The following is a 25,086-nucleotide window of genomic DNA, read 5'->3' on the forward strand; positions in this document are numbered from 1 at the left end:
ACCTCGTTCGTAGTGAACGGCGCTGCCGGGACAAGCTCGCACACGATTGCCTAAGCTCGTATTCATGATGGTAACGAGGCCGCTCGACGCTGCACCGAACACGATTAGCGGGCGCACGTGATTAGGCCAGACTCTGCGCTGCCTGAATCGGGCGACATAGTTAACCGTCTCGCCGCTGTCGGGGTGCATGAAGTTGATGTGACGAGCCGACGTCGTGCTGAGTACTCGTCTGATTCGTCGAATTACCGGATCGTTCCTAGCGCGGTAGCTTTTCCGCGCAGTGCCGAGCAAATCGCGTCTGTAGTGGATGTTGCGCGTGAGCTCGAACTACCACTGACGATGCGTGGCGCGGGTACTTCAGTGGCAGGTAATTCGATTGGACCGGGAATCGTTCTTGATTCTTCGCGTCACCTGGGTCGAGTGCTCGACATTGACCCAGAGGCACGCACGGCGGTTGTTGAGCCTGGTGCAACGCTCGGCGCAATTCAAGCGGCAGCGCGACCATTTGGATTGCGCTTCGGGCCTGATCCCTCGACCTGGGCGCGGTGCACTATTGGCGGATCGATTGGGAACAACGCTTGCGGACCGCGGGCGCTAGCGTATGGCTCCACCGCACAGAATGTCTTAGATCTTGATGTGGTGACGGGTTCAGGTGCTCGCTTTCGCTCCTCTGAGGGCATCAGTGCCGTACCTGGACTTGACGAGTTTGTTCGCAATGGGCTCGCAACGGTGAGAACTGAGTTTGGGCGATTTGGGCGCCAGCTTTCTGGGTACTCTCTAGAACACCTCCTCCCGGAGAATGGTGGGAATCTCACCCGGGCGCTTGTCGGTTCTGAGGGCACCTTGGCGGCGGTGGTTCAAGCCACAGTGCAGTTGGTGGCAATTCCCGAGAACCCCTCTCTCATAGTTCTTGGTTACGATGACATGCCCTCGGCGGCGGATGACGTTCTTGCATTGTTGGCGCACAAGCCGCATGCGATTGAGGGACTTGACGCGCGCCTTGTTGATGCGGTTATTGCCGCTCGGGGAGCAACTGCAGTGCCCGCGCTTCCTCGAGGCCGCGCGTGGCTGCTGGTGGAGATTGCTGAAAACGGAGCTCAAGGGCTGCCTGAACAAGCGGCGGCGGTGATCGCATCTGTTCGTGCAATCGACGCGAAGGTGTTGTCACCGGGCTCTGATTCTCATGCGGTGTGGCGAATTCGCGAAGATGGGGCTGGTCTTGCCGGTCGAAGTCCGAGCGGGCGTGCCGCGTGGCCAGGGCTTGAGGATGCCGCGGTGCCTCCCGAGCATCTGGGCGACTATTTGCGGGCGTTCGAAAAGTTGTGCTCACGTTACGACATTACCGGAATGCCCTATGGGCACTTTGGCGACGGCTGCTTACACGTGCGCCTCGATTTTCCGTTAGAACACGATGGGGCAGTCCTTCGCGCGTTCATGGAGGACGCGGCCGAGCTTGTCGCGTCCTTCGGGGGATCGCTGTCGGGAGAACACGGCGATGGTCGTGCTCGCAGCGAGTTGCTCCCGGCCATGTACTCCGCAAACGCGATCGACCTCTTCCGACAGTTCAAGAAGTTATTTGATCCGTCGAACATCATGAATCCTGGTGTTCTTGTGTCGCCGGACCCTATCGATTCGTCCTTGCGACGCCCAGTCGCTCTTCCTCTGTTGACGCGCGGAGGTTTTGGTTTCGATAGCGATGGGGGAGACGTAACAACGGCGGTGCACCGATGCGTCGGCGTCGGAAAGTGCAGAGCCGATAACACCGATGCGGGCTCCTTCATGTGCCCATCGTTCTTGGCGACACGCGACGAAAAAGACAGCACTCGTGCTCGAGCTCGGGTGCTGCAGGAGATGACCAACGGTTCATTCATCAAGGGAGGGTGGTCTGCGCCCGAAGTCGCTGATTCACTCGACCTGTGCCTCTCGTGCAAGGCCTGTGGCACTGAGTGTCCGGCGGGAGTGGACATGGCCACGCTCAAATCGCAGTCACTCTATGAGCGCTTCAAGGGCAAGCTCCGGCCGCGCGCGCACTACTCGCTCGGATGGATGCCGCGCTGGGCACGCCTAGGATCACGATTCGGCTCCCTTGCCAACTTTGCGCTTCGACTCCGTGTCCTGGAGAAGTTCGCTTTGTGGGCAGGCGGCATGGATACTCGACGGTCGATCCCCACTTTTTCTCCGCGTCCCTATCGCGACCTCTCTCGCGATCGTCGTGCATCGGCATCCGTCGCGGCGACGCTGAAACGCCCTGTCGTGATGTGGACTGATTCATTCAGCGACAATTTCGATGCGCCAATCGCCACGGCAATGGCCGCGGTGCTTGAAGCTGCAGGTTATAGCGTTGTAGTTCCGGAACGAAGCCCGTGTTGTGGACTCACGTGGGTATCGACCGGTCAGCTTGACGGGGCTCGGTCGCGGATGCTCGATCTGGTGAATGAGCTCAAGCCGTATGTCGCAGCTGGCATTCCTGTTGTAGGTATCGAGCCGAGTTGTATTGCGACGGTACGTTCGGATTTAGTCGAGTTGTTGGACGCGAATCCTGACGCGAAGCGAGTTGCCGGAAGCGTTATGACGCTGGCCGAGCTTCTTCATTCGCCTGTGCCTATGGGCCCCGGCGAAGACTGGTCGCTTCCCGATCTGAGCGATGTAACGGCCGTCGTTCAGCCGCACTGTCATCACAATGCGGTGATGGGGTTTGAGCTCGATCGTGCGCTCCTTGAACAGCAGGGCGCGGAGATAAAGGTGCTCGGAGGTTGTTGCGGGCTGGCCGGTAATTTCGGGATGGAAGCGGGCCACTATGAGGTATCTGTCGCCGTTGCCGAGAACGCACTATTGCCGGCACTCCGGGAACAGCCGGATGCTGTTTTGCTTGCCGACGGTATGTCCTGTCGCACTCAGGCAAAGCAGCTGGGGGGAATTCGGGGGGTCCACCTCGCAGAACTGATAGCGGAACGGCTCGATGTGAGCTCCGACAGTCCGTGAATGTCAGCGGGAACGGCAGCTCTAGACCTGCGGAACGCGCAGGAGCGAGCGTGTGCTGGAAATCCAGAAGACTAGCGATGCGAATGCGATCATCACGACAACGATGAGTCCTACGTAGAAGAAGACGCTGCCGTATCCGGTCGCCGGGTCAAGGAATGGGTAAGGAACCCAGCCGTCGGTCGCGCCACGAACCAGCACAACGATGATCCAGATGACTGGGTAAATAAGAACGATCCACAAGTTCGTGAAGACTATGCGCGCTCGGTCGGAGAAGACTACCCAATCGACGAGGGCGTAGATCGGCGTGATGATGTGCATGACCGTGTTCGCCCAGGCAACGGGAACGCCTCCAGCGACTCCCAGAGGAGCCAAGAGCGTGGCGTAGACGACACCCACAATGATGATGTAGGTCGTGGCGGATGCCCGGGCAACGTTCAAGGTCGGCGACGCGTGTTCGCCGCGCAGGCCCACGATGGCGATCGTAGCGAGAACCAGAAGCAACGCGATATTTGACTGGATAGTGAAGTAGCCAAACATGTTGAAGGGGTTGATTGTGGTGCGTCCTGCAGCCTCAGCCACTGTCGCGACAATGGCGGCGAGTGTCGTAATGGCGACGGCCAATCGAAGAGCAGCCACCGTGGCGGTACCGACTCGAGTGCTGGGTTGTGATGCAGTCTTCATAGTTTCCCTCGAACTGAAAACAGTTGTCAGCACTGACTATAGCGGGGAGGAAAAGTGGGGCCGCGGCGACCGCGGGGCACCTATATTGAGGTTGCAGTGCGCGTGTTGGGCCCGCCGTAATCGAGCAGTAAAAAAGCCGGTCAGAGGCGAAGTGCTTTCCTCTGAGCAATGGGCTATGGTCAAGGTGACCACGCCAACTGAGAAAAGGGGAAGCGGAGTAATCATGGCTGGAAAATCGCCTAGAGGAAGCACGAAAAAAGAAGCCAAGCTGTCAATCAAAGACAAGCGGGCACAAAAGCGGGCCAAGCTCGAAGACACCGGCTTCATCAAGCCGCGTAAGGGTCACTAACGGCCCAACAACCGAACTCGTCAGATTCCACACCCAATTTCGATGAGTTCAGCGTGGCGGCGCGCAGTCGCAGGCACGGAGATCCCGTGTCCCTTCAGTGCGCCGCCGCGCGCATCACGCCCTCGCTCGTGTGGTTAGTTGCGCACCTTGCCGCGACCGAAAATGAGCCACAGGATCGATCCGAAGATCGACAAGAAGAAGGCAACCAATATCCACACAAACTTGCCTAGCGCACCGTGGTTGCTGCTTTTGGCGATCGATACCACTGTGATGATGAAGATAATCAGGCCAACGATGCCAAAACTGAAGCTAATAGGTTCCATGGTCTAAATCGTAGCGGCATGGCACTATCAAGTTATGAGTTTGCTGGATGCCGCGTGGCACTCGTTGGGTGAAGATGCTGCTGCGCTCGCCCTCGTTCGAGATCGAGGATCCGCGGTGCCCCTTGCCGGAGCGCTTCCCTCGGGGCGTTTCGTTCACGACGCGATTGCGGCAGCCTCTTTTTCAGCCGCGCTCTTGGCTGCTCGACGAGTGGGCTGTGCTGTGCCGTCCGTCGAGCTGAACCCGCTCAAGGTGGCCACGGCGGTCACGAGCGATAAACACTTTCGGCTGAACGGTGAGCCGGTTGCCGCCTGGGGCGAGCTGTCTGGCTTCTGGCCATGCAGCGACGGTTGGGTTCGCACGCACGCCAACTACCCGCACCACCGCAGTGCGCTCCTGAGCGCGCTTGAGCTGCCCGATGACACGGGAGCCGATGAGTTCATGGTCGCGCTCCACTCGATGAATGCGGTCGACGTCCAGGAGAAAGTCGTCGCGGCTGGGGGAGTCGCGACAGTCGTGCGCACTGCCGACGAGTGGGCCGAGCATCCGCACGCCCGCCGAATCTCTGAGCTGCCGGTCATCGAAATGACATCGCTCGGCGATACAGAGCACGCAGTTCTTTCCGACACCACTATCGACGCCCCGCTTGCAGGAGTGCGGGTTCTTGACCTCACTCGCGTCATCGCGGGTCCAGTCGCTGCACGCACGCTCGGGCTGTGGGGTGCTGACGTGTTGCGTATCGATAGCCCACGGCATCCGGAACTCGGCTGGCAGCACCTCGACACCGGCGCCGGTAAACGATCGGCATTGCTTGACCTTGATGACACAGCCGATCACGCCAGCTTCGAAGAACTTCTCAAGACTGCGGATGTCGTACTCACCGCCTACCGCCCCGGTTCTTTAGAGAGGTTTGGGCTTTCGCCCGCGACTCTCGCTGCGCGCCGCCCGGGAATTATCGTGGGGCGCCTCTCCGCGTGGGGAACAGCCGGGCCGCTCGCTGACCGTCGTGGATTTGACAGTATCGTGCAGGCAGCTACGGGTATTGCGTTAGCGGAGGGCGATGGTGCGGGGACTCCTGGCGCGTTGCCCGCACAGGCTTTGGATCACGCGGCTGGCTATTTGCTCGCTGCTGCCGTCACAACCGCGGTGCGTCGTCGAGTTGATGCGGGCCACTCGTGGCTGCTGGAGGTTTCGCTTGCGCGGCTGGCCATGGAGCTATTGCAACAACGCCGTCCTCGGCACGCTCCGACGGCGTCCGCTGGCTTCACGCCGACTGTCGTGACGAGCGCTGGTGTGACGAGCACGTTGCCCGCGCCGGCGTACGCGGGGAGCCCCGGACGCTTCAGCGCTCCCGCGGTGGAGTGGGGTTCGAGCGAGCCGGAGTGGATTTCTTAGCCAAACGACTCCGACGGTGCTCGCGCAGCTCCTACAGCTGTTGTTCTGAAATAATCCCGTGTCGGCGGTGGTTGGCATGATGGACTTCAACAAGGATGGACTTATGACTGAAACTGCTGCCCCAACGCTCACGCCCGAAGCTAAGCTCGCGCTCTTTCGCGAACGTCGCGACCAGGCGGTCGTGCAGCAGAACGGCAATCTTGCTCTCACGAACACGCAGTGGGTTGATGCCGAGCAAACCATTTGGGGCGTGCCCGGCAGGTGGGCTCCTCACGAGGATGGCCTCACGGTGACGGCGACTGCAGCAGACAACATCGTGGTCGACGGTGTGCTCGTAGAGGGCAGTGCTGTTGTGCGCAGTAAGAGCGATGAGAGCCCGAGTGCCATCGTGTTCGGCGAGACCGTCACGGGTTTCGTGATTAAGTCGCCGGAAGGTAATCACGCGTTGCGGGTTTGGGACACCAATTCGCCCGCTATTCAAGAATTTGGCACGATCGATGCCTACGCTTACAACCCCGATTGGGTCATTACGGCAACGTTCACGCCGAATCCCGAGGGCACGACGCTCGGCTTCGAGCACATCAAAGACAATGGTCAAGAGCGCGAGCAGCCCATCCCCGGTGACATCTCATTCACGAAGGATGGCATTGATTACAGCCTCGCCGCATTCAAATCGGGGCGAGCTCTTCAACTGGTATTCGCGGATGCCACGAGCGGCGTCGACACCTACAGCGTTGGTCGCTTCCTCTTTGTAGCGCCCAACCCCGACGGAACGATCGTGCTCGACTTCAACCTGGCGATCTTGCCGCCCTGCGCTTTCAGCTATAACTTCAACTGCCCCATGCCTCCCAAGCAGAACCGTTTTTCGGTCGCGATTGAGGCCGGCGAAAAGAATGTGCTGAAGAAAGACGGCTCGCTGCTCCACGACTAGGCGGCACGAGCAGGCTGAAAGCGATGCGCGCCACTGCCTGCTAGGCGCTAGGCGAGTGCGACTCCAAGAATTCGAACACTTCGGTGGAGTCAACGCCCGGGTACATTCCGGTGGGCATCGCGGCGAGCAGAGAACTGTTGAGCCGGGCGCTCGGAAGTGAATGCTGCGCCCAGCGCGCCGTGAGGTTGTCGGGTGCGCTGCGGCAGCATTTTTCATCCGGGCATGTCGAGACGGCACGGTTCGAGGTGTCCCGCCCCCGGAACCACTTTGCTGAGGCAAACGGTGTGCCGAGACTCACCGAGAAATCTCCGCGACGCCCCGATTGAATGCGGGAGGTGCACCAGTAGGTGCCTCCGGGTTTGTCGGTGTATTGGTGGTACGGGCTGAACCGATCTTCGACATCGAAGACCTGGCGGGCGCTCCACTGGCGACAGACTGTCTGCCCCTCAATGGCGCCGAGTGCGTCGGTGGGGAAGGCCGCATTGTCGTTCTCGTAGGCTTTCGAGATAGTGCCGCCCTCGTGAACCTTGAGAAAGTGCACGGGGACCCCGAGGTGTTCGGTCGCGAGATTGGTAAAGCGGTGGGCGGCGGTTTCGTAGGGTACGGCGAAGGCATCGCGCAGATCCTCGACCGAGAGCTCGCGTTGAGCCTTTGCCGCGGTCAAGAATTCGACCGCGGTTTTCTCCGGAACCATGAGCGCGGCAGCAAGGTAGTTGGTCTCCACTCGCTGGTACAGAAACTCTGAATAATCGGCAGGCTCTCGGATGCCCAACACGTGTCCAGCGAGGGCCTGCAGCAACGTCGATCTCGGGTCGGTTCCTTCCCCTTGAGCTACCGGTAGATAGATCCGGCCATTGCGCAGATCCGTGACGCTGCGAGTCGATGCGGGAAGGTCGGGCACGTAGTGAAGCGAAAACCCGAGATGCGAGGCGAGATCGGAGGCAACGCGTTGCGAGAGCGGACCGCCACTGTGGCCCACGGCATCCAATAGTTCTCGGGCGGTTGTTTCGAGTTCGCCGAAGTAGTTATTGCGTTTGCGCATCATGCGGCGAAGTTCGGTGTTTGCTCGTCGCGCTTCTTCTGGTGTCGCCGCCCGCTCTCGATGCAGTCTTTGCAGTTCGTCGTGCAGGCCAAGCACGGTCTCTATTGCTTCATCACTGAGCGTTTTGCGAATGGGCAGGTCGGGGAGTGCCAAAGAGCTGTAGAGGGGTCCGCGTTGGGCACGCTCGAGGGCGATCTCCAGCGCGGCGCGGCGAGAGGGTGGTTCGGCGTTGAGTAAATCATCGACCGTCACGTCGAAAATTCGGGCGAGCTTCTGCAGCTCGCTGAGCTTGAGTTCGCGTTTACCGTTCTCGATGACGGATACCTGAGAAGCGGCGCGATTGAGAGCCGCGCCCAGGTCGTCGAGGGTGAGGCCGCGATCGGTGCGGAGTTGTCGGATGCGGCGGCCGATGGTGAGGGAATCGAGCATGTCCTCATCGTCTGCCTGCGCGAGCGTGCGTGGGGTCATATTCGCGTCCTCCTTGACGAGCTTCTACTGAAAAACAGAAGAATGCAAAGAATTCTGCCCTAAAAGCGGGTGAAGAACCAGAGCGGGGGCAGCAGAGTCGAAGAAACGCACCACCGACCACCCCGACGAAGGAGCCAGCAATGACGAACATCCGCCCCGGCGATCAAATCCAGTCCGCCGCCGAACTTGAGACCGAGTGGAAGACGGATGCCCGCTGGAACGGCATCGAACGTGAGTTCAGCGCCGAAGACGTTATTGCGCTCCGCGGAAGCGTCCGCGAAGATCACACCCTTGCTCGGCGCGGTGCCGAAAACCTCTGGAATCTCATCCAGCGCGACGAGACCCAGTGGGTTGCCGCGCTCGGTGCTCTCACCGGCAACCAAGCAGTCCAGCAAGTGCGCGCCGGTCTCGAAGCGATCTATTTGAGCGGCTGGCAGGTCGCCGCCGACGCCAATCTCTCGGGTCAGACCTACCCGGATCAGAGCCTCTACCCCGCGAACAGCGTGCCTGCCGTGGTTCGCCGCATCAACAATGCCCTCTTGCGAGCGGACCAGATCGAAACTGCCGAATCGGGTGCTCCGCAGACCGATTGGCTGGCGCCGATCGTGGCCGACGCGGAAGCCGGCTTTGGCGGGCCGCTGAACGCCTACGAACTCATGTCATCGATGATCGAATCGGGCGCCGCGGGCGTGCACTGGGAAGACCAGCTCGCGTCGGAGAAGAAGTGCGGCCACATGGGCGGCAAGGTGCTGATTCCCACCTCGCAGCACATTCGCACCCTCAACGCCGCGCGGCTCGCCGCCGATGTCGCGGGCGTGCCGACCATCATCATCGCGCGCACCGACTCGCTCGCCGCCGACCTCATTACCAACGATGTGGATGATCGTGACAAGCCATTCTTGACGGGCGAGCGCACGAGCGAGGGTTTCTATCGCACCACTCCAGGAATCGAGACGGTACTCAGCCGCGGCCACGCCTACGCGCCCTACGCGGACCTGCTGTGGGTGGAGAGCGCCAAGCCCGACCTTGAGCTGGCTCGCACTTTTGCGGAGAGCATCCACAAGGAGTTTCCTGGCAAGAAGCTTGCCTACAACTGCTCGCCGTCGTTCAACTGGAAGCGTCACCTCGACGATGCTCAGATTGCGACCTTCCAGCGCGAGCTCGCTGCGATGGGGTACGCCTTCCAATTCATCACCCTTGCCGGATTCCACGCTCTCAACCACTCGATGTACACGCTTGCTCGTGGCTACAGCGAGCGGCACATGAGTGCCTATGTGGAACTGCAAGAGGCAGAGTTCGCGTCTGAAGCAGACGGTTACACGGCCACGCGCCACCAGCGTGAGGTCGGCACGGGGTACTTCGATCGCATCGCGACAGCGTTGAACCCCACGAGTGAAACCCTCGCCCTGGTCGGAAGCACCGAAACCGACCAGTTTCACTAAACCCTCATCACGACACAACTTTCTAAGGACGCATCATGACAACGCACAGAATGGAACCGCTCGCTGAATCGCAGGAACGATTCGGTGAAATCCTTACCCCCGAGGCGCTGCACTTCCTCACGCGCCTCCACGATCAGTTCGCCGGTCGACGCCACGACCGCCTCGCGGCACGAATGGAATCGAGAAAGCACATCACGAATGGGCGCAACTTGCGCTTTCTGCCCGAAACCGCGGCAATTCGCGACGACACAACGTGGCGAGTCGCTGGTGCCGGGCCCGGTCTTGACGACCGTCGCGTCGAGATCACCGGCCCGACCGACCGCAAAATGACGATCAACGCGATGAACTCCGGCGCGAAGGTGTGGCTCGCTGATCAGGAGGATGCCACAAGTCCGACCTGGCAGAACGTCATCGATGGGCAAGTGAATCTGCGTGACGCGATCCGTCGTCAGATCGACTTCACAACCGACGAGGGCAAAAGCTACGCGCTCGGTGACGAGACGCCCACAATCGTGATGCGACCGCGCGGCTGGCACCTGGTTGAAAAGCACTTGCGTTATACCGACCGCGCGGGATTGCGTTCTCCGGCATCCGGTTCTCTCGTGGATTTTGGGCTGTACATATTCCATAACGCGCACGAACTTATTGAGCGCGGCAGTGGCCCGTACTTTTACATCGCCAAGATTGAGAACCACCTCGAAGCGCGCCTCTGGGATGACGTGTTCACGTTCGCCGAGAACGCTCTGAACATTCCGCACGGCACGATTCGCGCGACGGTGCTGATCGAGACAATTCCTGCTGCTTTCGAGATGGAAGAGATCCTCTACGAACTGCGCGAGCACTGCGCCGGATTGAACGCTGGCCGCTGGGACTACATTTTCTCGATCATCAAGAACTTCCGTGGCCGAGGAGCAAGCTTTGTGCTTCCTGACCGTGCCGAGATCACGATGACAGTACCGTTCATGCGGGCGTACACCGAGCTGCTGGTGTCGACCTGCCACAAACGCGGTGCGCATGCCATTGGCGGTATGAGCGCGTTTATTCCTAACCGCCGTGACCCAGAAGTCACGGCGCGAGCGCTCGAGGCTGTCACTCGCGACAAGCGTCGCGAGGCTACAGACGGCTTCGATGGCACGTGGGTCGCGCACCCTGACCTCATCCCCACCGCTCGTGCCGAGTTCGATGCAGTTCTGGGGGAGCGACCGAATCAGGTTGACCGTCTACGCGACGATGTTCATGTCACAGCGGATGACCTGCTCGACCTGCGCATCGATGGTGCGGTGACGGATGCCGGAGTGCGCTCCAATGTGTCTATAGCCTTGCGCTACATCGAGAGTTGGTTGCGCGGGGTTGGAGCCGCAGCGATCGACAACCTCATGGAAGACGCGGCCACCGCGGAGATCAGCCGCAGCCAACTCTGGCAGTGGATGCATCAGCGCGTCGTGACGGCAGAGGGCACGCCCATTACGCACCGCAGCATCGAGGAGGAGCTCGTTCGCGTGCTTGACTCGATTGAGCGCACCGCCGGCGACCGCTTCGATGAGGCTGCCGCGGTGTTCCGCGACGTGACCTTGGAGGAAGAGTTCCCCACCTTCCTGACGCTCAGTGCCTACAGCAGCTACCTCGTGGAACAGCCTCGCGAGAACGCAGCCTGACGTGCCCACGGGCTAGCCAACTATAATGAGGGCACTCGACCGCTGTTGATCGGAGTGCCTGTGGCTAGCCCGTGGATGTCCACCGCCGATTCCGCTGCGCGCGCCAGGGTCGAGCAGGCTCACAATCGCACCGTAGCCGACGGAATCCCCGCCTCCGGAGTTCGCCGGCTGGTCCATGAATCGTGGCAGCGGTCGCTCGAACGTGAGCTCGATCCCGACCAACCGCTCGATGCTCGCCAATTGACGGAACACGACCTGCGTGAGTATCGAAACTCTCATCCGCTCTCGCTCGCTCTTCCGACCATCCATCGATTGCTCATTCGTCACACTCTGGATGCTGGACTCATCGTTGCCGTCGGAGACCAAGACGGGCGACTGCTTTGGATCGACGGCGACCGAACCATGCGCCGCCGCGCTGAAGGGATGCTCTTCGTTGAGGGCGCCGATTGGAGCGAGCAAGCCGTGGGAACAAGCGCACCGGGCACGGCGCTTGCGCTCGACCATGGAATCCAAATTCATGGTGCCGAACATTTCAACAGAATCGTGCACCCGTGGAGCTGCACCGCTGTTCCAGTGCATGATCCATCGACTGGAGTGATGCTCGGCGTTATCGACATCACGGGTGGTGATGATGCTGTGGCGCCGGCCACTTTGCCGTTGATGGAAGCCGCTGTTGCGGCCGTCGAGTCAGAACTGCGCATCCGCACCCTTGACGGACAGCTAGCCAGGCCCACGCTTCGCGTTCACCACGCCGTCTCGCGGCCTGAATCGCTGCCAGGGCTATCAGTGTTAGGCCGCGAAGGTGGAGTTCTCGACGTCTCAGGCGCCTCGACCGACCTCAGCCTTCGCCACGCGGAGATGCTCCTGTTGCTCTCCTGGCACTCATCAGGGCTTTCGGCTGAACGACTGGCCGAACTTCTCGGGTGCTCGGTAGAAACGTTGCGGCCGGAGATGGTGCGTTTGCGCCGCGTTCTAGAGAGCGTGGACTCCAGCCTTGTGCCGAGTTCGCGTCCCTACCGTCTGCCGCGCACGGTCGATCTTGACGCGCAACGGGTTCTCGCATTTCTCAATCGTGGAGCGCACCGGGTAGCCCTCGCCGGCTACTCAGGACAAGTGCTTCCCACGTCGAGTGCTCCGGGCATCCGCTCGATTCGTGACGAGGTCAGTGCGCGACTGCGGGAATCGATGCTGACGGATGCCTCGCTCGAGACTCTCTTAGCGTATGCCCGCATCGACGAAGCCGCGTATGACGTAGAGGTCTGGAAAGCATGTCTCACACGTCTTCCCGCTAAGTCGCCTAAGCGTGCTTCGATCGTCGCACGCATTGAACGCATCAACGCAGAGCTCGCCTAGACCACCTCTCGACGAGGGCCGTTGCCGGCGCAAGCCACTGCAACGTTGCTGCAACCTGTGTCGGCGTAGCGTTCTGGCCACGGCAATCGCATCACCGCCGTATCTCAGACAACGACGTCGACAGGAGTTTTCGAATGACCGTTTATGCAGCCCCAGGCACCCCAGATTCGCTGATGGCTTTCAAGCCTCGCTACGAGCACTGGATTGGCGGCGAATGGGTTAAACCCGTGAAGGGCCAGTACTTCGAGAATGTTTCTCCCGTCAACGGCAAGCCTTTCACCGAAGTTGCTCGCGGTACCGCTGAAGACATCGAAGCGGCACTCGATGCTGCACATAAGGCGGCCCCCGCGTGGGGTAAGACATCCACTACGGAGCGAGCAGCAGTACTGAACAAGATCGCCGACGTTATTGACGCCAACCTGCAGATGCTTGCAGTGGCCGAGACCTGGGACAACGGCAAACCCATCCGTGAGCCGCTCAACGCTGACCTTCCGCTCGCCGCCGATCACTTCCGTTATTTTGCCGCGGCGATCAGAGCACAAGAGGGCCACTTCGCCGAGATGGACGGCGATATGACGGCCTACCACTACAAAGAACCACTGGGCGTTGTCGGCCAGATCATCCCCTGGAATTTTCCCATTCTGATGGCCGTGTGGAAGCTCGCGCCGGCCCTCGCCGCGGGAAACGCGATAGTGCTCAAACCCGCCGAGCAAACCCCATCGTCAATCCTTGTTCTCATCGAGTTGATCGGCGATATTCTGCCTCCCGGAGTACTCAACATCGTGAACGGTTTCGGAGCAGAGGCGGGCAAGCCGCTCGCGTCGAGCCCGCGCATCCGCAAGATCGCGTTCACCGGCGAAACCACCACGGGCCGGTTGATTCTTCAGTACGCAAGCGCCAACATCATCCCGGCAACGCTCGAGCTCGGGGGCAAAAGCCCCAACATGTTCTTCTCGGATGTTGCCGATCATGACGACGCTTACTACGACAAAGCTCAAGAAGGGTTCGCGCTTTTTGCCTTCAACCAGGGCGAAGTCTGCACGAGCCCGAGTCGTGCCCTCATTCAGAAGCCGATCTACGACGGGTTCTTGGCGGATGCCGTCAAGCGGACTGCGCTGGCGGTCCAGGGGAATCCGCTCGACACCGATACGCAGGTCGGAGCACAGTCATCCAACGATCAACTCGAAAAGATTCTGAGCTATGTAGACATTGGTAAGCAAGAAGGGGCAAAGCTTCTCCTCGGCGGTGAGAGGGTCGACCTGGGCGGCGATCTCAGCGGCGGTTTCTACGTTCAGCCGACAATCTTCGAGGGCCACAACAAGATGCGATTGTTCCAAGAAGAGATTTTTGGGCCGGTTGTTGCCGTCACGAGTTTCGAGGACTATGACGACGGAATCTCGATTGCGAACGACACTCTGTATGGCCTCGGTGCGGGGGTGTGGTCGCGTAACGGCAACATCGCTTACCGTGCCGGGCGCGACCTCCAAGCTGGGCGTGTGTGGGTGAACAATTATCACGCCTATCCTGCTGGTGCGGCATTTGGTGGGTACAAGAGCTCGGGCATCGGCCGCGAGAACAGCGCTCTCGCACTCGATCATTACCAGCAGACGAAGAACCTGCTCGTTTCGTACTCCGAGAACAAACTCGGTTTCTTCTAAACCGATGACCTAACGTCCGTGGGCGGCTGGCGCGAATCACTATCGCGTCAGCCGCCCAGAGCTGCAATCGACAGGAGCAGACGATGATCGAAGCTCGGACAGCAATCCCCGGAGAGTCACAGCCACGAGTCGCGATGACGGCAGAGAGCATCGACCTGCTTCGCTCGCTGTGGCGAACACACGGGCCGCTCATGTTCCATCAATCCGGCGGATGCTGCGACGGTAGTTCGCCCATGTGCTTTGCAGAGGGCGAATTTCTCACCGGAGCCAGTGATGTATTGCTGGGGGTCTTCGACATTGCGCCGGTCGGACATCCAGAACAGCTCATCAATTTTTGGATGTCGAGCGAACAGTTCGCGTACTGGAGTCACACCTACTTGACGGTAGATGTTGTCACGGGCCGGGGGAGCGGATTCTCTCTCGAAGCGCCTGAGGGAGTGCGTTTTCTGATCCGCTCCACACTGATGGAGACCGCTGATCCGTTCACGTAGGCACTCGGTGTCAGCGCAGCACGGCAGACTAGTCACGTGTACCTTGTGCTCGCGACTAGCGGCCGCACCCTCACCGCCACTCGCGTGGATGCGTCGGGCGCGGTCCTTGACGAACTCACCGTGGACGATCTTGCTTCGTTCGTAGTTCAGGTTCAGCATGCTGAGCCCGACATTCGTTGGGTGTGGCATGACACAGCTGCGTGGTATCCGGCTCTCTTAGAGGCTCGAGTGCGTGTCAACCGGTGTTTCGACCTGCGCCTCTGTCATGCGATCCTTCGCAACTCGGCCTTCACTCGACAGTCATCGCTCGCTCGCGCTCAGCCGGGTCGTTGGGATTCCCTTGCTCAAGCGGGGCATGTGGCGCCCCTTGATCACGTCGCGCCTCAACACTCGACGCTGTTTGATTTCGACGATGGGGCCGTCGATGTCGCTGAACTCGACGTTGTCGCTGAATTCTTGCGTCAGCGTGACGCCGTTGCGGTCTCAACTGAGATTGGCCGCGTGCAACGCTTGCTTTCTGCGGAGTCGGCGGGTGCCCTTATCGCCGCCGAGATGCGATTCGCGGGGCTCCCGTGGAGCGCGCGGGCCCATGATGAGATCTTGACCGAGCTGCTGGGTTCGCGACCGACTAGTGAGGGTGTGCGGCCCGCGAAGCTCCAAGCACTTGTCGACGAGATCCGCAGTCTGCTCGACTCGCCTCGACTCGCGCCCGAGTCACCCGCCGAGCTTTTGCGGGCGCTGAGCGTTGCGGGAATCCAAGCGGCAACAACACGGTCGTGGGAGCTCAAGCAGTTGAAGCATCCGGTTATCGCACCCCTTCTCGAGTTCAAGAAGCTTCAACGTCTGATGACGGCGAATGGATGGACTTGGCTCGACTCTTGGGTGGTTGACGGTCGTTTTCGTCCCGACTACGTTCCCGGCGGTGTGGTGACGGGGCGTTGGGCCACGAGCGGCGGTGGAGCGTTGCAGCTTCCTCACCTTATTCGCGGCGCGGTGCGAGCCGATCCGGGGTGGAAGTTTGTCGTTGCCGACGCATCGCAGTTGGAGCCGCGCATTCTGGCTGCGATGGCAGGCGACCGTGGGATGGTCGCTGCCGGCGCTTCTGGTGACCTCTACGAAGGCATCGTCGCGAGCGGCGCTGTGGATACTCGAGCGCACGCTAAGCTCGCGATGTTGGGTGCAATGTATGGGGCGACATCGGGGGAGAGCGGTCGCTTAATGCCCCGCCTAGCTCGCGCTTATCCGCAAGCGATCGCGCTTGTCGAGAAGGCGGCGCGGGCGGGTGAGCGCGGCGAAGTCGTCAGTACTCAACTCGGTCGAAGTTCGCCTCCCGGCACTCACGCCGCGGCGTACGATGATTCGCAAACTCCGGCGCAGCGTGCAGCTTCGCAAGAACGAGGCCGGTCCTGGGGGCGCTTTACCCGCAACTTCATCGTGCAGGGCACCGCTGCTGAGTGGGCGCTGTGCTGGATGGCGAGCATCCGCAACAGGCTTCGAGAGCTCTCGGATGATGCGTGGTTGACTGATGCGCCACACCTCGTGTTCTTCCTGCATGACGAGGTTGTCGTGCACTCTCCCGAAGCGCTGGCTCAAAGTGTCGCCGAGCATGTGGCAGCAGCAGCGGCGGATGCCGGGCGACTCGTCTTCGGTGATATTCCGGTAACGTTCCCGCTGACTACGGCGATTGTTGATCGCTACGACCACGCGAAATAGCGCCGCCGAGGCGCGGAAGACGGTCAGCGGATGCGCGTTGCCTGAAGCGTGTAGGTCAGCGGAACTTGTTCAGCTCCGTGGGTAAGTCGATACTCGCCATCCTCTCCGCGTTTCATCTGTCCGGGCAAGGCGTTCCAGGGCAGGCTCTGGTGTTCCACTAATCCGTCAATGCGCATTCCATGGTTGAGCAGCGCAGTGATCGTTTCTCCGAGACCGTGGCTCCATTCGTGACCGGTTGTCGCGGTGAAGACGTGGTCGGTCTCCACGTACGTTCCAGCGTCTTCCCAAATCAGGGCATCCGGCTGCTCAAAATAGGGGTATCGCACAACGAAGGCGTCGGGATTCTCGTCGTCGAGGGCATACAGCATGGGATGGCCTTCGCGAATAAACAGCCGTCCACCCACGTGCAAAAGCGCCGCGACGGTCCGCGCCCAGCGATCAATGCTCGGAAGCCAGCAGATCGCGCCAATGCCGGTGTAGACAAGGTCGAACTTTTGTCCATCGAGGGCAGCAGGGGCATCGTAGACTTCGGCCTCAACGAAGGTTGTCGCGGCGTTGCTTCGCTCCGCAAGCCGTCGCGCTTCGGCGAGGGACGCAGAAGAGAAGTCCAGTCCGGTCATTGACGCTCCGAGCCGTTCAAGCGACACGGTATCCGTACCGATATGGCATTGCAGGTGGATTCCACGCAGTCCGGCAATGTCGCCGAGGAGGGGCATGTCGAAGCGTACGACGTCGCTCAAAAAATCGGGGTCTGTGACGAACTTGTCGACGGCGTAATCGGGGGAGTTAGCGTGCACGGGCGCCCGTTCGTTCCAGCTCGCAAGATTGTCCATAACGTACTGCGGGCTCTGTTGTGTATCCCGCGAAGTGTGCGATGGGGTGATTTCGGTCATGAGGTTCTTCTTCCGTTCTCGGGTGCGGGTGTGGCTGCGGGCCCGCTTCCGGATGATGCTGGTCGTCCACGTTTGGGTTTGGTGGGATCGATGGGGAAAGCTCGAACACGCCCTTGAGCCTGTGCGTCTGTTACAGCTTCCTCGACGTGATCCAGCCAATCCAGTTCTGCCTCGGCGTGCGTGCGCAGGGATTCGCTCACGAGTTGCTGAGCAAACTGACTCGCGTCGGCCGCTGGCTCGCGCTTGGCGGCAGCGAGCGAGAGTGTGTCGAGTGCGCCTCGTGTTGCCTGACGCTGGCGCTCAATGACGGTGTGCACATCGACACCGGGAAGAGTAACGGCGATGGCGAGCTTGATCGCCAGTTCGTCGCGGCTCTCGGAGTAGCTATGCACGGGATTAGTTAGCCAGTGCTCGACTTCGGCTTTTCCAGTCTCGGTAATCGCATAGAAAGTCTGCTGTGCGGCATCCGAGTCTTCGTCGACGGGAGAACTTGTCTTCGTCACGAGGTTGTCCCGCACGAGTCGATCGAGGGTGTTGTAGATCTGGCCGACATTGAGCGGCCACGTCGATCCGGTACGCCGGTCGAATTCCGAACGTAGCTGATAGCCGTAGCAGGAGCCTTGCGCCAAAATTGACAGCAAGCTGTGGCGGATTGACATGGCCAACCTCCCGAATAACTCGATACTGAGTATGTACTAATTGACGATAGTGATGAGGCCGATTCTCCACCGTTGTTCTGGCGTGTGTCGGCTTTCTCGAACGGCGCCGTGGGGAGCGGTCACTCGCCGCAGCCGATTTGCGAAGATGGATAAATGGCGGCGCATCAGGGCGCGGTCGCGGCAGAACGTCCAACGATCTCATGGCGACTCTAGATGAACTGGACTCTTCGCGACTGATTTCGTGCAGGTCGACTCACGGCCCCATACTCATCTGCGTGAGTGATGCACCCCTAGCCCCAGCGGCGAACCAGCCAATTCCCGAATCAATCAACGATCTCGAGTTCGTCTTGACGTCCTCGTCAGGTAGTGCGGTGTCGGCGACGTCGCCGACACGGTTCCGCTACCACCAAGAAGACCACATGGTGTGGGGTGAGTACTTCGGGGACACTGTCGCTGTCGGCCGTTTTGTTGGCCGCCGCGACGGCGATGTCGTGTCCATCCGCTTCGCTCATCGTCTCGCTGCTAGCGAGGAGGTCGTGCTCGGAATGGCGTCGAGCACCATCCGCTGGAATGAGAATGGCAGCCTCGAACTCTACGAAGTGTTTGAGAAGAACGGGGAATCACACGTGAGCGTGTGCGTCGCGGTCGAGCCCCACGAGGCGTGGCCTGAACTAGACCCGGCTCAGCGCACTCGACCCCTGCTCGACGGAACCACGTTCATCCTTGAGGAATCGACAGCGAGCACCGTCAGCGCTGAGCCGACGCGCTTCGACTTCGAGGAAAATTCCGGAGTTGTCTGGGGCTTCTATTACGGAGACACCGTGACCGCAGGGAGATGTGTCGGCAGATACCGCGATGGTGTTCTCGATGAGTTCTTCGTGCATCACGTCATCGCGAGCGACGCGACGCTGCTAGGAGACAGCAGCACGACACTCGGCACGCGATCTGACGGCCGCCTTGAGCTCATTGAGGAATTTGTGCTGGATGGCGTTCCAGGAAAGAGCGTCTGCGTTCAGGTCGTTTAGCGGACTAGCTGTTGAGGCCGGCCCGACCGGGGTCTGCGCGAGTGAATCGAGTAAGGCCCAGTTGGGCGGGTTCTTGAGGTCGCTCTGACAGATCCGATGGCAGCAAGTAGGGGCGCTGGAAGACTTCATCCAGAACCAGCACTGTCTCGAGCGATTTAACCTCGGGGAGCACAGACAGCACGCCGACGATGAAGTCGTGAATTGCACCTACCTCATGCCCGCGAATCAGCAGCATCGCGTCGTGCTCACCCGTCGTGATCCGGCACGACTCGATCTCGGTCATGGTCGTGATGCGATCGCGAAAGCTTGCCCAGGTTTGTGGATGCACGGAGAGAAACACCAGCGCGCAAATGCCGAGTCCAGCTTTCGCGGGGTCGATCTGAGCGCTGAACCCCGTGATCACTCCATCCGACATCAATTGCTCAACGCGCGTATAGACGTTGGCGCGGGAGACGTTTACCTTCTCGGCAAGAGCCGACATTGATATTCGTCCGTTATAGCGCAGCTCACTCAATATCTTCAGGTTGATCTCGTCCAATCCGGACGGTGATTGTCCAATACCGGTTGTACCGTTGGTGCCTTTACTGGACATATTGTCTTAAATCTCCCTCAGCTTTTACTCATGGTCTGAACTATGTCGCCTTTGATTGGACAGACTAGCGGGAATTGTGCCAATCTCAAGCACAGCCGTCCAGAGGCTGTTCTATAACCATCAAGGAGTTCCCTTTGCGCACCAAGTTCCGCTACGTAGCGGCCGCATTCGGTCTGACTGCATCACTGGCTCTCGCCGGTTGCGCTGCAGCAGCACCCGAAGCAAGCGACAGCATCGTTATTGACACCGCTTTCACTCTCGAGACCAGCGATCCCGGTCGCAACTACGTTCCTACGGGGTACATGGTCTCCAAGGCTCTCTACGAAACGCTTCTCGACTTCGCTGGGTCCGACGAATCGACTCCAGTCGACGGGCTTGCCTCCTATGAGTCGAATGACGATGCAACCGTGTTCACCTTCACGCTCAAAGACGGTCGCGTCTTTTCTGACGGTTCAGCAATCACGGCTGATGACGTTGTGTTCTCGCTCAACCGTGTTGCCGGTATGACCGAGAGCAAAGCGAACTTCTTGATGAACGGCATCACCGTCACCAAGATCGACGACATGACAGTCGAGCTCAGCACGGAGACCCCGTCGCTCAAGCTCCCCGCTCTCATGACGAACCCGTCGCTGGCCATCCTGAACTCCGCCCTCGTTATCGAAAACGGCGGAACGACCGATGATTCGGATGCTGCTGAAGCGTTCTTGAACGAGACCTCGGCAGGCTCCGGCCCGTACGTTCTCGACTCGATCAACTTCGAGTCGCAGGTCGTGCTCACCGAGAACGAGAACTACAACGGTGATGAAGACATCGACTTTACCCGCGTTGTGATTCGCAACGTTTCTGAGGCCGCAACCCAGAAGATCAACCTTGAGGGTAACGACTCCCAAGTGGCTGTTGACCTCAGTGGCGACCAGGTCGCCAGCTTGAGCGACGGGGTCAACGTGTTCTCGACACCGTCGGCTCAGACGATCTTCCTGCTGATCAACCAGAACGAAGAAGTGGGCGGAGTCACCTCCAACCCAGACTTCGCGAACGCTGTTCGCTACGCCCTCGACTACCCGGCACTGCTTGAACTCGCTGGTGCAGGTTCCGAGCAAGCGACAGGCGTTATCCCACCGTCATTCCTCGGCGCGCTCGAGAACGGTGTTGAGCAGGACCTCGACGTCGCAGCAGCATCGCTCGAAGCATCCGGCTACGACGGAGAGAGCGTCACGCTCGAGTACCCGAATGACTACCCGGTTGGTGGCGTGAGCTTCACCCCGCTGGCCGAGCGTGTGCAATCGCAGCTTGCGGATGCCGGCATCACGGTCGAGCTCGCTCCAGCGCCGTTCACGACACAGATCGACAGCTACGTCAACGGAACCGAAGCCTTCAGCATCTGGTTCTGGGGCCCCGACTACGCAGACTCGGCCAATTTCCTGCCGTTCTCAGCTGGCCAGAAGGTTGGACTGCGTGCCGGTTGGACCGCTGAACAGGACGCCGACGTCGTCAACCTCGCTGCAGCTGCAGAGAACGCGACGAACTTCGACGAGCGCGAGACTGCGTTCAGCAATTTCGCTGAGGCTCTCCAGCAGCGTGGACCGTTCGTGCCGCTGATCGTTCCTGGCTCCAACATTGCGACCGCGTCGTACATCGATGGAGTTGCCTACAACTCCACATGGACGATGGACATCGCTGAACTGCAAGCTAAGTAGAAAGAACCTCTAGCGTGGGAAACACACCCCGCGCGACTCGCAGGTACTCGGCCAGATCACCTCTGGTCGGGTACCTGCTTCGTCGCCTCGGAACCTCAGTCCTGCTCCTCTTCGGAGTCACTATCGTCACGTTCGCTTTGGCGAACCTCGTGCCGGGTGACCCTATTGCCGCAGCGCTCGGTGAGGGGGCGGCGAGCAACCCCGCCACTGTCGAGGCGTACATCAAGGAACGCGGGCTCGATCAGCCGCTTCCGGTGCAGTATGTGAACTACATCGGTGGTTTGTTCCAAGGCGATATGGGCATTTCGTTGCGTACAGCCCAGCCCGTGGCATCCGACCTTGCGAAAGCCGTACCCGCCACGGTCGAGATTGCGCTCCTCGCAATTGTTGTGAGTCTTGGCGTCGGTGTTGCCCTTGGCTCGATCGCGGCCTACCGCCGGGGCAAGATCAGCGACCAGGTGGTGAGAGTGTTGTCTCTCATCGGTCTCAGCATCCCTACATTCTGGATGGCGCTGGTCAGCTTCAATTTCTTCTTCCTGCAGTTGCGCATTGCGCCTGGTTCGGGAAGGCTCTCACCAGCGCTCGCACCGCCTCCCACGGTCACGGGCTTCTATACGGTTGACTCGCTACTCGCCGGACAATGGGTTGCCTTTTCGGATGCACTTGCTCACTTGATGCTTCCGGTCTTTGTGCTTTCGCTCTTCACGATTGGCTTGTTGACTCGCTTCGTTCGCACCTCTGTCCTTGAAGTGTTAGATGCCGACTATGTTCGCGCAGGCCGAGCTAAAGGGCTCAGCGGGTCCCGGCTGTTCTTCGGCTACGTGTTGCGTGGAGCTTCGCTCCCGATCCTTACGATCGTCGGTCTCGCGTTCGGAACGCTTCTGTCGGGCACTGTTCTGGTCGAGGCTGTTTTCGCCTGGCCCGGACTCGGCAGCTACGCCTACAACTCGGCAACGAGCCTTGACCTGCCCGGCGTCATGGGCGTCGGCCTCGTGGTCGGGGTCGTCTACTTGACCATCAACTTCGCCGTCGACCTTCTTTACGGTGTACTCGACCCGAGGGTGAGGCTCGCATGAGAAAACGTTGGCTAAAGATTCCTGCCGCGTGGGTAACCCCGCTTGGCGTTATTGGTGCTGTGATCGCTGTCGTGTGGGTGGGTATCGCCTTCACTGCCCGGCTCTGGGTGCCGTTTGACCCACTGTCGCAAGATTTGCCTCGACTGCAAGCTCCCGGCATCGACACGCTGATGGGTACCGATGCGCTCGGTCGAGACATTTTCTCCCGCTTGATGACCGGTGCCGGAGTCACGATTCCGCTGGCCCTCATGCTTGTCGTGATGTCTCTCGCAGTGGGAACCCTGATTGGCGCGATCGCCGGTTACTTCGGCAAGTGGGTTGACGAGCTTCTCATGCGCTTGACTGACCTCGTGATGGCGTTCCCGACGGTCATCCTGGCGATGGTCGTCGCTGCTGCCCTCGGGCCCTCGCTCTTCAACGCTGTGATTGCGGCCTTCGTGGTGTCGTGGCCGCAATACGCTCGAATGACGCGAAGTATCGTGCTGGGTCTTCGCACCCAGAATTATGTGATGGCCGGACGCCTGATGGGTTTCTCGCCTTTCAAGACGCTTCGGGTAGATATTGCGCCCAACGTGGTTGGTCCGATTCTGGTGTTGGCCAGCCTCGATGTGGGAACCGCGATCTTGCTGCTTTCCGGTCTCTCGTTCCTGGGCCTGGGTGCTCAACCACCGACGCCAGAGTGGGGCTCGATGATCTCCGCGGCCATCCAGAACTTCGACAGTTGGTGGATCGGGTTGTTCCCCGGTCTCGCGATCCTCACTGTGGTCATGGCGTTCAACTTCGTCGGTGACTCGCTGCGAGACATTTTTGATCCGACATCACAGGTATCGCGAGCGGGGGCACGATCATGATCGACGAAACGACACCCGAGACTTCGGATGCCGCATCCGCGCTGTCTGCGCCAGTGCTGACTGTCGACGGACTCACGATTGGCATCGGCTCGCGAAATAGCGTCAAGTCCATCGTTAAGGGCATCAGCCTCGCCCTCACCCCCGGACGCGTGCAGGGGCTCGCGGGGGAGTCGGGCTCGGGCAAGACGGTCACGTCGCTTGCGATGTTGGGTTTGTTGCCGAGCAATGCTGTTGTGGGGGGCTCGATCCGCTTGAGTGATCCTGCTGGCGGCGATGCTGAGCTTGTAGGGATGTCGAACCGTCAGCTGAATGAGATTCGTGGGCGTCGCATTGCAATGATCTTTCAGGATCCTTCGTCGAGCTTGCACCCGCAGCTCACAGTCGGGGTTCAGCTGACCGATCATGTGAGGCGGCATCTCTCTCTCTCGAAGGCGAAGGCCCGCACGCATGCGATTGAATTGCTCGATCGAGTTCGCGTACCAAACCCGGCGGAAGCACTGGGGCGGTATCCTCACCAGTTCTCGGGCGGTCAGCGCCAACGCATCGCGATTGCGATCGCACTCGCGTGTGACCCGGTCGTGCTGTTGGCTGATGAGCCGACAACCGCGCTCGATGTCACCGTACAGGCGGGCATCTTGCACTTGCTCCGTGACCTCGCCGACGAACGCCAGCTTGCTGTGCTTCTTGTCACTCATGACTTGGGCGTGATGAGCGCAATTGCGGATGACATCGCGGTGATGCGTCACGGCGAGATCGTTGAGTCGAATGCTCGACAGGCGATCTTCACTAGTCCGCAGCACGCCTATACGCGTGAACTGCTCTCGTCTCTGCCGGGTGCAGAGGGCTTCCAGGAGGCAAGCGAATGAGTGAATTACTCGAAGTATCTGACCTCGTCATCGAGTATCACGGTGCCAGCGTGGTGCGCGCTGTGGACGAAGTGTCGCTGACGATCGCGCCCGGTGAGGTTCTCGCCCTCGTGGGGGAGAGTGGTTGTGGAAAGTCGAGCTTGGCGCGGGCTGTCGTCGGCATGGAGAAGCCTCGTGCTGGTGCTGTGACGTATCGCGGTACAGAGGTTCCTTTGCTCGGCGTGCGTCGTCGTCGGGCGCAGTTCACGTCGATTCAGATGGTCTTCCAAGATCCGAACTCGTCGCTCAACCCTCGCATCCGTGTGGGGCAGCAGATTTCCGAGGGTATTCGCGCTGCGCTTGAGCGTGGTGATGAAGGCTCCGCACCCGAGGAGTGGCTCGAACGTGTCGGTCTCCCCACCGATATGGTGTCGCGTTATGCTCACGAGTTATCGGGCGGGCAGCGTCAACGGGTGGCAATCGCGCGTGCCTTGGCGGCGCGCCCCGATCTCTTGGTTGCCGACGAACCGATTTCTGCTCTGGATGCCTCGAGCCAGGCATCCGTCGCTGACATGATGCGCAGGCTCGCGCTCGATGCCGGCGCCGGGTTGCTCTTTATTTCTCACGATCTCGCGATTGTGCGCCTCATCGCTGATCGCACGGTTGTGATGTATCGCGGCAAGATCGTGGAGTCAGGGGTATCTGATCGGATCTGGAACGACCCCGTGCATCCCTACACGCGTGCTCTCATTTCGGCTATACCGGAGCCGGATGGCAAGGGAAACTTGCCTGCCGCGCCAGCGGCAGAGGCTCCCGAAGAGTGGCGGATGGCGATGCCTGAGGCTCTTGACCGCAGCTAATTTGCGCAAAAGTAGTTACACGCTTGTATTTTCCCGGATTCTTCGGGGATAATGTCCCCAAGCGGTTCGCTGCACAATTTAATAGCTTTAGTGCCGTCACAGGTGCC

The 25,086-nt window shown here is 60.2% G+C and carries 22 protein-coding genes; 16 read left to right on the forward strand and 6 right to left on the reverse strand.

Annotated features, from left to right (window positions below):
• Positions 1-117: 117 nt before the first annotated feature.
• Positions 118-2,982 (forward strand): FAD-binding and (Fe-S)-binding domain-containing protein, encoded by a 2,865-nt coding sequence (locus AACZ26_RS07115; protein ID WP_339620270.1) that lies wholly within the window; start codon positions 118-120, stop codon positions 2,980-2,982.
• A 21-nt stretch (positions 2,983-3,003) separates the two neighbouring features.
• On the opposite strand, the gene AACZ26_RS07120 is transcribed toward AACZ26_RS07115, so the two are convergent.
• Positions 3,004-3,663, reverse strand: coding sequence for a Pr6Pr family membrane protein (locus tag AACZ26_RS07120; RefSeq protein ID WP_339620272.1), 660 nt, complete (start codon positions 3,661-3,663; stop codon positions 3,004-3,006).
• A gap of 223 nt (positions 3,664-3,886) precedes the next feature.
• Here AACZ26_RS07120 and AACZ26_RS07125 point away from each other — a divergent pair, with 223 nt between their 5' ends.
• Positions 3,887-4,012, forward strand: a complete 126-nt coding sequence (locus AACZ26_RS07125) for a hypothetical protein (protein WP_339620274.1) — start codon at positions 3,887-3,889, stop codon at positions 4,010-4,012.
• 134 nt (positions 4,013-4,146) lie between these two features.
• Here AACZ26_RS07125 and AACZ26_RS07130 read toward each other — a convergent pair whose 3' ends face one another.
• Positions 4,147-4,335, reverse strand: a complete 189-nt coding sequence (locus AACZ26_RS07130; RefSeq protein ID WP_339620276.1) for a PLDc N-terminal domain-containing protein — start codon at positions 4,333-4,335, stop codon at positions 4,147-4,149.
• Between the two features lie 34 nt (positions 4,336-4,369).
• Here AACZ26_RS07130 and AACZ26_RS07135 point away from each other — a divergent pair, with 34 nt between their 5' ends.
• Both AACZ26_RS07135 and AACZ26_RS07140 read left to right on the forward strand, forming a co-directional pair.
• Entirely contained in the window at positions 4,370-5,728 is a 1,359-nt protein-coding gene (locus AACZ26_RS07135; protein WP_339620278.1) for a CoA transferase, read from the forward strand.
• Positions 5,729-5,831: 103 nt separating this feature from the next.
• On the forward strand, positions 5,832-6,659 hold the full coding sequence (locus AACZ26_RS07140; RefSeq protein ID WP_339620280.1) for a DUF1684 domain-containing protein: 828 nt from the start codon (positions 5,832-5,834) through the stop codon (positions 6,657-6,659).
• 40 nt (positions 6,660-6,699) lie between these two features.
• Here the strand turns inward: AACZ26_RS07140 and AACZ26_RS07145 are convergent, their stop codons facing one another.
• Complete coding sequence (locus AACZ26_RS07145) at positions 6,700-8,169, reverse strand: helix-turn-helix domain-containing protein (protein WP_339620282.1); 1,470 nt, start codon at positions 8,167-8,169, stop codon at positions 6,700-6,702.
• A gap of 140 nt (positions 8,170-8,309) precedes the next feature.
• Between AACZ26_RS07145 and aceA the strand changes: the two genes are divergently transcribed.
• The 6 genes from aceA (at position 8,310) to AACZ26_RS07175 (ending at position 16,481) form a co-directional block, all read left to right on the forward strand.
• Complete coding sequence (gene aceA / locus AACZ26_RS07150) at positions 8,310-9,611, forward strand: isocitrate lyase (RefSeq protein WP_339620284.1); 1,302 nt, start codon at positions 8,310-8,312, stop codon at positions 9,609-9,611.
• A 35-nt stretch (positions 9,612-9,646) separates the two neighbouring features.
• Positions 9,647-11,266, forward strand: coding sequence for a malate synthase A (gene aceB, locus AACZ26_RS07155; RefSeq protein ID WP_339620286.1), 1,620 nt, complete (start codon positions 9,647-9,649; stop codon positions 11,264-11,266).
• Between the two features lie 60 nt (positions 11,267-11,326).
• On the forward strand, positions 11,327-12,619 hold the full coding sequence (locus tag AACZ26_RS07160) for a transcriptional regulator (protein WP_339620288.1): 1,293 nt from the start codon (positions 11,327-11,329) through the stop codon (positions 12,617-12,619).
• 134 nt (positions 12,620-12,753) lie between these two features.
• On the forward strand, positions 12,754-14,277 hold the full coding sequence (locus tag AACZ26_RS07165; protein ID WP_339620290.1) for an aldehyde dehydrogenase family protein: 1,524 nt from the start codon (positions 12,754-12,756) through the stop codon (positions 14,275-14,277).
• 83 nt (positions 14,278-14,360) lie between these two features.
• Complete coding sequence (locus tag AACZ26_RS07170; RefSeq protein WP_339620291.1) at positions 14,361-14,768, forward strand: DUF779 domain-containing protein; 408 nt, start codon at positions 14,361-14,363, stop codon at positions 14,766-14,768.
• 36 nt (positions 14,769-14,804) lie between these two features.
• Positions 14,805-16,481: a bifunctional 3'-5' exonuclease/DNA polymerase gene (locus tag AACZ26_RS07175; RefSeq protein WP_339620292.1), complete on the forward strand. Its 1,677-nt coding sequence runs from the start codon at positions 14,805-14,807 to the stop codon at positions 16,479-16,481.
• 23 nt (positions 16,482-16,504) lie between these two features.
• Here the strand turns inward: AACZ26_RS07175 and AACZ26_RS07180 are convergent, their stop codons facing one another.
• Positions 16,505-17,374, reverse strand: coding sequence for a class I SAM-dependent methyltransferase (locus tag AACZ26_RS07180; RefSeq protein WP_339620293.1), 870 nt, complete (start codon positions 17,372-17,374; stop codon positions 16,505-16,507).
• Positions 17,371-18,033, reverse strand: a complete 663-nt coding sequence (locus AACZ26_RS07185) for a PadR family transcriptional regulator (RefSeq protein WP_339620294.1) — start codon at positions 18,031-18,033, stop codon at positions 17,371-17,373. The genes AACZ26_RS07180 and AACZ26_RS07185 overlap by 4 nt, the downstream gene beginning before the upstream one ends.
• A 275-nt stretch (positions 18,034-18,308) precedes the next feature.
• Here AACZ26_RS07185 and AACZ26_RS07190 point away from each other — a divergent pair, with 275 nt between their 5' ends.
• The gene (locus AACZ26_RS07190; protein ID WP_339620295.1) at positions 18,309-19,058 is read left to right on the forward strand and encodes a hypothetical protein; all 750 of its coding nucleotides are present in this window, start codon (positions 18,309-18,311) and stop codon (positions 19,056-19,058) included.
• 4 nt (positions 19,059-19,062) lie between these two features.
• On the opposite strand, the gene AACZ26_RS07195 is transcribed toward AACZ26_RS07190, so the two are convergent.
• Positions 19,063-19,650 (reverse strand): Lrp/AsnC family transcriptional regulator, encoded by a 588-nt coding sequence (locus AACZ26_RS07195; RefSeq protein ID WP_339620296.1) that lies wholly within the window; start codon positions 19,648-19,650, stop codon positions 19,063-19,065.
• A gap of 134 nt (positions 19,651-19,784) precedes the next feature.
• Between AACZ26_RS07195 and AACZ26_RS07200 the strand changes: the two genes are divergently transcribed.
• The 5 genes from AACZ26_RS07200 to AACZ26_RS07220 are packed head-to-tail and all read left to right on the forward strand — an operon-like array spanning position 19,785 to position 24,979.
• Positions 19,785-21,347: an ABC transporter substrate-binding protein gene (locus AACZ26_RS07200; RefSeq protein WP_339620298.1), complete on the forward strand. Its 1,563-nt coding sequence runs from the start codon at positions 19,785-19,787 to the stop codon at positions 21,345-21,347.
• Between the two features lie 14 nt (positions 21,348-21,361).
• Positions 21,362-22,423, forward strand: coding sequence for an ABC transporter permease (locus AACZ26_RS07205; RefSeq protein WP_339620299.1), 1,062 nt, complete (start codon positions 21,362-21,364; stop codon positions 22,421-22,423).
• Complete coding sequence (locus AACZ26_RS07210) at positions 22,420-23,274, forward strand: ABC transporter permease (protein ID WP_339620301.1); 855 nt, start codon at positions 22,420-22,422, stop codon at positions 23,272-23,274. The genes AACZ26_RS07205 and AACZ26_RS07210 overlap by 4 nt, the downstream gene beginning before the upstream one ends.
• Complete coding sequence (locus AACZ26_RS07215; RefSeq protein WP_339620303.1) at positions 23,271-24,140, forward strand: ABC transporter ATP-binding protein; 870 nt, start codon at positions 23,271-23,273, stop codon at positions 24,138-24,140. Before AACZ26_RS07210 ends, AACZ26_RS07215 begins: the two co-directional genes overlap by 4 nt.
• Positions 24,137-24,979: an ABC transporter ATP-binding protein gene (locus AACZ26_RS07220; protein ID WP_339620304.1), complete on the forward strand. Its 843-nt coding sequence runs from the start codon at positions 24,137-24,139 to the stop codon at positions 24,977-24,979. Before AACZ26_RS07215 ends, AACZ26_RS07220 begins: the two co-directional genes overlap by 4 nt.
• Positions 24,980-25,086: the final 107 nt, after the last annotated feature.

Source organism: uncultured Salinibacterium sp., assembly GCF_963974405.1.
Taxonomy (GTDB): Bacteria; Actinomycetota; Actinomycetes; order Actinomycetales; family Microbacteriaceae; genus Rhodoglobus.